Consider the following 11692-nt stretch of genomic DNA (forward strand, 5'->3'; position numbering starts at 1 on the left):
CATAAAGCATCCCTTCGTATTTTATCTATTTTTGGTGTGGTCATATCAAATATTGAACTATGAAGAAAATTATTTATGGATTAAGCACATTGCTCATTTTGAGTTCTTGTGTATCGAAGAAGGAATTTGCTGCGCTAGAAGCTAAGCAAAAGGAAACTCAAGATTTGTTGAATTCTGCTACTGTAAAACTTAACTCTTGTTTAGCTGACAAGTCTGCTGCTTTAGCCAGGGTTGAAACGTTGAAAGATCAGTTAGCAAATCTAAAAGAAACCAATAAAGATTTAATTGAAAGCACTAAGGAGATGACTATGCTCACGGCTAAAGGTGCTGAAAATCTTGAAAGATCTTTGGAAAGCTTGAAAGAAAAAGATCTAAAAATCACACGTTTGCAAGATGCGCTTAACAAGAAAGATAGTGTCACTTTAGCTTTAGTAACTAGTTTGAAGAAAGAAGTTGGACTAAATGATGATGACATTGAGATCAATGTTGAAAAGAGTGTCGTGTTTATTTCTTTATCAGATAAATTATTATTCAAAACAGGAAGCTATAATATTACACCTAGAGCGAAAGAGGTTTTAGGAAAAGTAGCCACTGTAATCAATGGTAAGCCAGATTTTGAAGCTATGGTTGAAGGTCATACCGACGATGTTCCATACAAAAAAGGTGTGTTATTAGACAACTGGGATTTGAGTGTGAAAAGAGCAACTGCTATTGTAAGAGCACTTGAAGAGCAAGGTGTAGCACCATCGCGATTAATCGCTGCCGGAAGAAGTAGTTACTTACCTTTAGTCCCAAATGATAATGCTGCCAATAAAGCGACTAACAGAAGAACCAAAATATACGTCATTCCTAAGATAGACCAGTTCTACAATATGATAGAAACTGAAATGAAAGATTTATCTGCGGAAGGCGAATAAGCAAACTCAAATAATCACAGCAAAAAGGCTCAATCTGTTCTGGATTGGGCTTTTTTAATGACTGAATTGGTAGTAACCACACTTTAGATAAGCACCTTCTTGGAACGTTACGGGATGGTCTATATCGTGATATGTTGTATCTAAAACTTCAAAAGGTCTTCCTTGTTTTCTTAAGGTTTGAAGATTAATATCAAAAAATGATCTCGCTGTAACTCTTGAAGAACAAGACGCCAAAACCAAGGTTCCATTCTTAGCAACCAGCTTCGCTCCTAGTTCGGCCAACTGTGCATACTTTTTCTTTGCTAAAGCTACTTCAGATTGTTGTTTGGCAAAGCTAGGTGGATCGATAACTACGACGTCGAAAGTTTTTCTTTTTTTAATCAAGTTATTCAAAGCTTGAAAAGCATCTCCGACTATGGTTTTATGAATTCCAGAATGCGTATTGAGCTTTGCATTAGACTTTGCAACTTCAAGGGCTTGAGCACTGATATCTAAACTCGTAACTTCTGTAGCGCCATTGGCTAAGGCATGCACAGAAAACCCTCCGGCATAAGAAAAGACATCTAAAACTGTTCTGTCTTTGCTTAGTAATCCAACACGTCTCCTATTCTCTCTATGGTCCAAAAAATAACCTGTCTTATGCCCTTTAATCACATTAGCCGAAAATGCAATGCCATGCTCTTCAAATAATACTACATCGTCCTTTAATGCTCCATAAATGACAGTACCATCTTCAACACTAACCTGTTTTGAGTTCAGTATGTTTCTACTGAAACGAAGCACTGCTGTTTCACATTGAGATGTATCAATTAATAAACTTGCTATTGTTTCAAAATAAGGAAGCCAAATTTCAGAATAGAGTTTTATTACCAAAACACTATCATATACATCGGCTATAAGCCCCGGAAAGCCATCACCTTCACCATAAATAAGTCTGTAACTATTGGTTTTAGTTTCAAGCAATGGTAATCGTTTAGCGTAAGCTGCTTCGATTTTTTCCTTAAAAAAGTTTGAATCTATGGCAGTACCACTTTGATGATGTAATAGCTTCACCCGAATTGGTGAACTGGGATCAAAAAGTCCAACTCCAATGACTTGATTTGTTTTCTTGCTAAAAACTATTGCAATGTCACCTGGATTTCCTTCTTTATTTATCTTCTCAATACGATCCGAAAACAACCAAGGATGTCCACTCAATACATGCTTTTCGCCACTGTTAGAAAGCTTTAATGCCAATCGTTTTGGTTCATAATCCAATTGGCATATGGCTTTAATCTCTTTCAATAGAATTTATTTAGGATCCAATATCTGATTGATTCTTTCCACACAATCTCTGTAATGATACTTCGTAATTGTGTTCACACCTGCGTTTGCAGCAGAAGATAGTTTACGCTTTAGTACATTAAGTTCTCCTCTAACTAAGGCTCTAATATCAGATTGATTTACATTGAAATACTGACGAGAACGCTGTGGATCAAGCTTTTGAGTCATTAAGTATTCCATACGATCAATATAAGCACGCTGTAAATTTCTCCTGTAGATGGTTACGTTTGTAACAGTATTCGCTTCTTTCCAAAGTCCTTGACGCAACTCTCTCAACATTTGTAAAGCTGTATAATTATCGCCACTCATGGCTTCGCCATCCAGTAATCGACCAATGCGTTCAAAATTCAAGAGATTATTGAGGTGTCCTGCTTGCAAACGTCTGAAACGCTCTGTATAACCAGCATAATCTATATTTCGTAAAATGGCTTTATTCACTAACCATGTCGGCGAATTGAAAGCATTGCTATGCAACCATTGCATCGCTTGTTGCTGTTGCGATTTTGGAACGTGAGTATATACATTTCCTGTTTGTCCTGGGGTTTTAGTATCTTCATAAACACCTCCAATATGCGTTACAACATGACCTGTGTATCGTCTCCAAACACCAAGTAATTCACCATAAAGTTCTTCTAAGTCGTCATAGTTATTGGTTTTATCACTGGTCCAGCTTGGTAAGTTTTCAGCAACATACTTAAGGTTTTTCAATCCATAGTCACTGGCTTTCATACTATTGTTACCTATATCTTCTGTCTGAGCTGTAGGGTCGAAACGACTGCCCTGATTTCCGAATTTATACTTAGGATCGTCTCCTTTCTCAGTGATCCACTTATCCAGTGTCTTTACTTCATCTTCAGGTGATTTTACACCTGGTAAATACCTATAGCCCCAATTGATAGCATAGTCATCGTATGGTCCCAGTTGTCTTATGAAGCGAATGTTTTGGTCTCCAGGCTGTGCTATATAGTTATATCGTGCATAATCCATAATGGTCGATGCAATACCAAACTCTTGCGTAAAAGCCCCATTTCGGTAGTTCTCCACATTGTAAGCACAGCTAGCACTCATGTTATGTGGCAAGCCCAACGTATGGCCAACTTCGTGCGCGATTACCATTTTCATCATTTCGCCAATTTCTTCTGGCGGTGTATTTAACGTTCTCGCAGAAGGATTAGCTGCTCCTGTTTCTAGCATATAACGATTTCTGTAAGAACGTAAATGATTGTGGTACCAAATAATATCACTTTCTATAATCTCACCAGATCTCGGATCTGATACACTCGGTCCTGTAGCATTCCTAGTTGTACTGGCTACATATCGTATTACAGAATACCGAATATCTTCTGGACTAAAATCTGGGTCTTCTTCTTTACTCGGTGGATCTTTTGCCAAAATAGCATTCTTAAAACCAGCTTTTTCAAAGGCACGCTGCCAAAGTTCTACGCCTTCCTTGATATAGGAACGTAAATGTTCTGGAGTAGCAGGATCTAGATAGTATACTATTGGTTTTATTGGTTCAACCAATTCTCCTCTAGCATAGGCTGCTGGGTCTTTTGGCTCTAATCGCCAACGTCTAATGTATGTCTTTTGGTCAGATTTTAACTCTTCACTGCCATAATCGACTTGACTAATCGTAAACCACCCAACACGTGGATCAAAGATTCTAGGCTGCATTGGTTCTTCTGGTAATAAAATCATGGATTGATTTACCTGAATACTAATCGTCTCAGCACTACGGTTTACTGGAGGTTCAGTAGCATTGAATGTAAAATCTTGAATCACTTCTATGTTCTCTGGGAAACTCTTCATGGAATTAATAAAGCTTCTACTATTGTCTAGATTTCTAACTTTATATTGCCTACGCATCCACGATGGCATTCCGCTTATCGCCTTCACATCACTATTGTAAAACTTACTAACATCAATAACTACTGCAGATGAATCTGGTGAAAACGCTTCAATTTTAAATGCATATAATGTTGGTTCATAATTGTTAGAACGCACAGACACATTGATTGGCAAACTATCATCTGCCACAGCTGCATAAGACTTTTCCTTGATTAATACTCTATCTTGATAGCGCTCCCAATTAACCAATCGCGTATTGGTTTTAGTCCCAGCATTCACATAGCCTCCACCTAGATTTGCAGGCAGTTTTGATAATCTTGTTACCAGCAGCATGTCTTTGGATAACATGTCATTTGGTACTTCGAAGTAATACTTATCGCCTACTTTATGAACATCAAAGACACCTTCGTCAGAGATAGCTTCACTTGTGATAACTTCGCTATACTTTTTGAATTTACTCTTCTTCTTTTTAGGCTGTTGCTGAACAGCTTCAGTATTCTCTTTCTTGGACTTCTTCTTTCTTTTGGATTGGGCATTAGAAAAGCTCCCTGTAACGAATACAAGAGCTAACAATAATATTAATCTATTCATTGGGAATATTGGTTATTAGTAAAGTCTAAAGATAACTATTCTACTTATAAGACCTTTTGAAAGCTTAAAATTTAAACGAAATTTTAAGAAATGAGTTTTGGCTCGTACTTTTGCAAAAAAGTTAGTAAATGTCGTTACTCAATCTATTCAGAATTGTTGCGTTTCTTGAAGGGACATCTTATATCCTTTTATTGTTTTTAGCAACACCTATCAAATATTTTATGGATGAACCAAAGTATGTAAAGCTTTTGGGTATGCCTCACGGTTTATTATTTATCGGTTACATTGCATTAGCTTTCATACTGTACAAAAAATTGAACTGGAGTGATAAGGTTTTTAAATATGTCTTGTTGGCATCCATCATCCCTTTTGGTACATTTTATATTGAAAGAAAATATCTCAAAACAAATTAATCCATGAATATTAAGCATTGGTTATATGATCATCTCATTTCGCTCGGAATGTCTGATTCTACTGCGAAATTTTTGAATATGCTAGCCCTTTTGATTGCTTTACTAATCGTAGTACTCATCATTGGTTATATAATCAGAAGAATCATTATTAGCATATCACACAGAATTGCAGCCCGTTCTAAGACAAGCTTTGATGACATTCTTGTAAATAACAAGGTGCCGTTAAATGTTGCTAGAATAATACCTCTACTGATGATGATTGAGTTTATGCCTGCTGTTTTAGAGGATTATCCATACATCGATGGCATCGTAGAAAAGATTCTACAGGTATTAGGTATAGTATTCACGTTATGGATTGTACGTAGTATTCTCAATGCTATTAAGGATTACTTCAAAACCTTACCAAACTTCAAGGACAAACCTATTGATAGCTATATACAGGTTTTCATGATTATTGCTTGGTTTATAGGTATCATTTCGTCATTTGCCATAATCTTTGAGGTAGAGTTTATCACATTTGTAACGTCGCTTGGAGCTGCATCTGCAGTGATCATTCTGATATTCAGGGATACGATTTTAGGATTTGTGGCTAGTATTCAAGTATCGATAAACGACATGGTTCGTATTGGCGACTGGATTACATTCGAAAAGTATGGTGCTGATGGCGATGTTATTGAAATCAATTTAGCCACAGTTAAGGTTCAAAACTTTGATAAAACCATTACAACGATTCCTACCTATGCCTTAATCTCTGATTCGTTCAAGAATTGGCGGGGCATGATGAATTCTGATGGCAGACGTATCAAGCGATCTCTAAGCGTGAAGATGAGTTCTGTAAAGTATCTTTCAGCTGAACATATTAATGGCTTAAAACAGATTGAAATCATTTCAGACTATATTCAAAAACGTTCTGATGATATTATTGCACATAACGAGTCTCATAATATTGACAAAACGTTATTGCTAAATGGTCGTAATCTTACCAATCTCGGTGTTTTCAGAAAATATGTTGAAACGTATATAGAACAACATTCTGCCATAAACGAAAACATGATGATTATGACCAGACAGTTAGCGCCTACTGCAACTGGTGTTCCTATTGAAATCTATGCGTTTAGTGCAGATAAACGTTGGCAAAACTATGAATATATCATGGCAGATATATTTGATCATGTGATAGCAGCTGTACCCTATTTTGATCTTGAAATCTTTGAGTATTCTAACATTACTGAAGTTAGTAGAACATAAAAGAGAATAATAATACTATTCCCGCTGCCATTGGTGCAACCATTATCAAGAAGATGAAGGTTGCAATACCACTTTTAATAAAACTCAATATCCATCCACTTCGATAAAAGCGCTTTACGGCTATCCAGAGATAGAAAAATGTGGATAAAACTATCAGAAAATCTATCCAATTTGGAATATTAACGATCATATTTATGAGGTACAATAGCATAAACGCCGTAAATAAATAGGAAAAGAAATATAGACTAAATACCAAATGGTGAGAATAACGTCCTCTCTTGTAGTACAGTAGTTTTAGTATCAATGCAAAAATTGGCAACAAGAAGAATAAAGCAATTGGCAAGCTATCATAAAATGTTTGAAAAATTGAACCAAGCCCTTTATCCTTATAGAATTTTAGCATTTGACCATAAAACTTTCGAGTAAAAAAGCCTGCATCATCATCCATTCCCATTGCTGCATAGATCTCTTTGTTGCTAGCACCGGCTTCTAATAATGAATCTACTTTCTTCTCATCAAAATCAAAAGACATGTTTGCATTCTTGGGTTTAGAGGCTTCAGATTTTACAATAGAATCCATAGCTTTTACATCTTCTTCTTTTAAGCCCAGTAAATCTGCATTGTCTTTGAATGGTTTTAAGGCTTGTTCTAGCTTTACAGAATCTACTGGTTCTTTATCTATAGTAACATTGCCTCCATTAATGGTAAGTTTTTGATCCTGTAATGATTTATTTATGCTTTGTGTTTGCTTTCGAATTGAAAACGAAAACACAAAAAAGAATATAAATGCCACAAAGAGATACATCTGCCCTGGATGCAGATATAATAAGCGCTTACCTTCCACAAACTTTTTTGGCAAAAATCCAGGCCTGAACATTAACGGAATGAATCCTTTGATAAAGCGTGCATCGAAAGAAAAATAGTTGCTTATGGTATTATAGAACAGTACGCCAAGAGTTAATTCGTCATCGGACTTTTGTCCACAATGCGGGCAAAACTTAAAGCCCTTCTGATACTCTTGTTCACAGTTGGTACATGTAACGTGCTCTTGTGACATTGCTGATGGTTGGTTTTGATTAAAATTAAGAAATAGTCTTTATAGTTAGAAGAGTTTTAAGGTGAAATGTTACAAATCTTATTATGCTCCTTAATTGAAAAAGGCAGCTATTAACTTGTAATAGCTGCCTTTTTACTAATTTAAAAGGTTATCTAGAATAGATGGTTCTTACTTACCAGCAATAATTTTCTTGGTAAGTGATCCTCTATTTGTAGTTAACTTCACATAGTACATCTGACTTGGGAATCTAGTCATATCGAAATATGTACTATCGTCAGATCCCTTAACGTAATTCTTGTTAGTAGCACTTCTCACTAGTAATCCTCTAGCATCGTAGAACTCAATTCTTACGTCAGTATCATACTCGAACATGTAAGAGATTGTTACATTATCCTTGAATGGTACTGGGAACGCTTTAAACTCGATCTCTTCAGCAGCAACTCTAGCAGTTGTTGGAGGAAGAGCTTCACAGCTTACGCTGAAGTTCCATCCAGCCGAATAAGTACCACTACTAGCACATGACACAGAAGTATCAGAAGATACTACTACGTGTAATGAATCTCCAGTTGATGTAGCTGTCGCTCCAGTCAAGTCAAACGAAGTGAACGTGAAAGCACCAGAGCTTTCATATAATAGCGTTCCTGAATCGTCCGTACCATCATAGATAGATACTATATCAAATCCTTCTTCAATAAGACCACTAATGAACGTCAATGTCAATGGTGCTCCACTATCAGACGTGAATGTCCAAGTAGAAGAATCAGAGTTACCATAACAGTACTCATACACTACAGAACCATCTGCACACGTAATAGAATTAGATAATCCTGGTATGTTTGGCTGATTAGCTGGATCTATTACCTCAACTGGTGCTCCGGCTGCATCTAAAGATGCACATAAACCTTGGCTCTCAATTAAGTCTAATACATCTCCTCCAGATAATGAACCATCTAATGGTAATGTTCCTGGATCTAGTGTTAATGGATCGTATACTAATGTGTGGATTGTGTATAGTCCTTCAGCAGTAACAGTAAACGCTGGTACTACATCTGCTCCTATAATATCTAATCCTGCACCAGAAGTCAGTACGTATAGTGTCTCAAATCCTGCTGGTACGTTAGCATTTCCATCTGGAGTTGCAGAAATAAATGCCTCTCCATCTACTAATTCCGCTTCATCTTCATCTGCAGTAATTGTACCTGCATCTGCTAAACAAGCTAAGTCACAGTTTACAGATAATGTATAGCTTCCTGCATTAGATGAGAATCCAGTTACATAGATGTAATAGTCTACACCTATCTCAGATTGGAATGACACTAATGATTGTGGATTGTCTGGGAAGTTGATATCATCATTTCCTCCAACACACACTAACTGACCACATACTCCAGTGAATACACCTAGCTTAGTATCGAAATCTGATCCGTTGGTATCGGCAGTAACTTCAAGTACTTCTCCAGTACCTGCTAATACGTGCCATATACCTGGAGCTGTACTTAAGCCAGTATCACAGAATGGTAAATCATTTGGTTGTCCTGCATTAGTATTTCCTTCGTATACACCGCCACACTCTACAGCTATAGCATCGTCACATGTAGTACCAGGTGCCTCAGTTGCCCAAGTATAGGTAACAGTACAAGACGAATCATTGCCATTAGAATCTGTATGTGTAAACGTTCTTTCTAAAGTATGTAATAGTGCCCATTCTCCTGGCTCTGTACAAAGTGCAAAGTCAAGCGTATCTGGGTTACCTCCTGTAGCCAATACATTGTCAGATCCGTCAGTTACATTATAACTTACTTCACTGTCGAATGAACCATCTACAACTATTTCAGTAGTGATAACATCACCTGGACTAGCTGGAAGCGCTACAAGTGCTCCATCAAACCCATCTGCAATAGTATAGTCGGCAATAACTACTACATTATTAACTAATACATTAATTACGGTTCCGTTCCATCCATCTCCGAAAGAATCGAATCCTTGGAAAGAGAATGGTCCCACACAACCATCAATTAAAGATGGAGGTAATTGTCCTACTTCAGATGATAATTCATCAGTATAGTTAGTAGTCTCACCTTCACCATCACAAGCATCTGAGTAAGGCACAGATTCTGCGAAATTAGTTGGCGCTACATCTACAAGACCGAAGTCTTCACCTTCTGGACAATCTAGAGCTGCTGGCTTGTTAGCACATACAGTCCATGTGTACATTACACTACACTCACCTACATTACCACATCCATCGTCTGCAGAGAATGTTCTAGTCAATTTGTATCCTGAAGAATACTCAACCTCATTATCACAAGAGATCTCAATTAATTGACATCCTGTATCAAACAATGTCCAATCTTGTGGGTTACAAGATGCTCCACCATCAGTTACTTGATACCATCTTAATTCATTAGATGAGTAAACTTCCCATCTGCCTTCATCTACATTATAAGACAATGATCTATTGAAAGGATTAGCACCAATATAATCGTATGCTGGATATCCATTCTGATCTGGTCCATTAGTAACAAACGGAAGGTCTGCTACATTTTGGTTGTCGATTATGCAGCTAAAGATGATGTATTCTGGAGCAACGAATGTTAAATTCATCACTTCACTATCAGACCATTGTCCGATATTACCACCATCCTGGCAATCGTCAGTGTAAGTAGCCTTATCAGCTAAGTTACCTGGAAGACCATTAGAATCTAACTCAGTATCTTTTAACTGACCAAGATCTATAGTATCTCCACATTCGAAGCCATCTGGCATATTATTGATAGATACCTCTGGAGCTACATTGTCAACTACGAAGAATTGACATGTAAACTCTTCAAGAGATAAGTTCTCACATAAATCCTCAGCTTTGAAACGAAGTTCTAAGTATGTTCCACAAGAATCTCCACTTACTTGACCAGCAAAGGTCACTAAGTATTTAAGATCTTCTTTAGCAGTACAGTTATCTTCGAAACATTCTGGGATGAATAGTCCGTCGATTTCTCCAAGATCTATACCAGCTACAGTGAATAAGTTCTCTGTATCTAAGTAGTCACCTGGCTGAACATCAAATCCTGCTACTTCTGGGCAATCAGCACCATCTGAAGTATATAGGTACATTGGTTGCTCACCGCAGTCATCTTCTAATTTAGGCTCTTCGTTATCGTTACCTTGGTAGTTGAACTTAATCATATCAGAGATGTTTCCACACTGATCTTCTACAGTAATCTCCCAAGTTACAATCCACTGGCAATCAGTTCCAGCTTCTTTGCGTACTCTATGGATAGTTAAGTCTTCGTCATCAGCACAGTTATCTTCGTATGCGTCTAAGATCTCTTCGTCAGAAGGTCCTAAAGGTGCATCGTCAATACAACCATCTAATCCGTTTTCGTACCATGGTGGTAACTGACCTACTAATTGAGGAGGCGTAGTATCGTCTCCACTATATGTAACACTTACAACGTCTGCGTAGTTATCGCAATCGTCTTTTACTTGCCAAGAGTAAGTAATAGACCAGTTGCAGTCTCCGTTTCCTGTCATTACTGGATCGTAAGCATGGATATATACATCACCACAATCGTCTTCGTAAAGCGCTAAGACATCCTCATCTTTTGGTGCTTCAGGAGCCTCAGACTTACATTGGAATCCACTTTGATCATCTAAGATAGATAGATCTGCATCATCCTTGAATGTTGGTGCATCCTTGTCACCTCCGTTATAGAATATCTTGATTGGAGTATCATTTGCATTACCACAATCGTCAGATGCAAAATAGCTGTACATAACAGACCAGTAGCAATCATCACCTAATACTTTTTCAGTATAGCTGATTTCTACATTACTACAGTCGTCAGTAAATAATAATGCTATTTCTGCTAAGTCTGGACCTAAATACTCATAGTATCCTGTCTCTTCATTGAATTCTGGCTTACAATCGTTGATATTAGACTCTCCCATTGGGATTTGCCCTGTTAATTCAGGAGCAGTAGTATCTGTTACCGTAATTGTTTGAGAATCTGAAGTTGAATTATCACAGTTATCTGTAGCAGTCCAAGTTCTAATGATTGTGTAGTTACCTGGACAGTCACCTGGAACAACTTCCTCGCCGTCGTAAGTAATTTCTACTTCATCGTCACAGTTATCTGTTCCTTTAGCCTCTCCTGGCTCTGGAACATTGCTACAATCTACAGTCTCGTCTGCAGGAACAGTAATCTCAGGAGCTGTAGTATCTACAACAGTTATTGTCTGAGATCTTGTTGTTTTGTTATCACAGTTATCTGTAGCTGTCCAAGTTCTGATGATTT

7 protein-coding genes are annotated in these 11692 nt (G+C 37.4%); 3 read left to right on the plus strand and 4 right to left on the minus strand.

Annotation, left to right across the window (positions count from 1 at the left end):
* Positions 1–59 precede the first annotated feature (59 nt).
* The gene (locus tag NCE97_RS04295) at positions 60–917 is read left to right on the plus strand and encodes an OmpA/MotB family protein (protein WP_353777657.1); all 858 of its coding nucleotides are present in this window, start codon (positions 60–62) and stop codon (positions 915–917) included.
* A 54-nt stretch (positions 918–971) separates the two neighbouring features.
* On the opposite strand, the gene NCE97_RS04300 is transcribed toward NCE97_RS04295, so the two are convergent.
* Both NCE97_RS04300 and NCE97_RS04305 read right to left on the minus strand, forming a co-directional pair.
* Positions 972–2201, minus strand: a complete 1230-nt coding sequence (locus tag NCE97_RS04300; RefSeq protein WP_353777658.1) for a class I SAM-dependent rRNA methyltransferase — start codon at positions 2199–2201, stop codon at positions 972–974.
* Between the two features lie 6 nt (positions 2202–2207).
* Positions 2208–4679, minus strand: a complete 2472-nt coding sequence (locus tag NCE97_RS04305; RefSeq protein WP_353777659.1) for a zinc-dependent metalloprotease — start codon at positions 4677–4679, stop codon at positions 2208–2210.
* Positions 4680–4807: 128 nt separating this feature from the next.
* Here NCE97_RS04305 and NCE97_RS04310 point away from each other — a divergent pair, with 128 nt between their 5' ends.
* Both NCE97_RS04310 and NCE97_RS04315 read left to right on the plus strand, forming a co-directional pair.
* On the plus strand, positions 4808–5092 hold the full coding sequence (locus tag NCE97_RS04310; RefSeq protein WP_353777660.1) for a DUF3817 domain-containing protein: 285 nt from the start codon (positions 4808–4810) through the stop codon (positions 5090–5092).
* 3 nt (positions 5093–5095) lie between these two features.
* Positions 5096–6340 (plus strand): mechanosensitive ion channel family protein, encoded by a 1245-nt coding sequence (locus NCE97_RS04315; RefSeq protein WP_353777661.1) that lies wholly within the window; start codon positions 5096–5098, stop codon positions 6338–6340.
* Here the strand turns inward: NCE97_RS04315 and NCE97_RS04320 are convergent.
* A complete protein-coding gene (locus NCE97_RS04320; protein ID WP_353777662.1) occupies positions 6327–7397 on the minus strand; it encodes a DUF3667 domain-containing protein in 1071 nt (356 codons plus the stop codon). The two genes, NCE97_RS04315 and NCE97_RS04320, sit on opposite strands and share 14 nt — an antisense overlap.
* 168 nt (positions 7398–7565) lie before the next feature.
* Positions 7566–11692: T9SS type A sorting domain-containing protein (locus NCE97_RS04325; protein WP_353777663.1), on the minus strand; the 4127-nt coding region annotated here is incomplete at its 5' end.

It is taken from the genome of Winogradskyella sp. 3972H.M.0a.05 (assembly GCF_040493455.1).
In the GTDB taxonomy this organism is placed as follows: Bacteria; Bacteroidota; Bacteroidia; order Flavobacteriales; family Flavobacteriaceae; genus Microcosmobacter.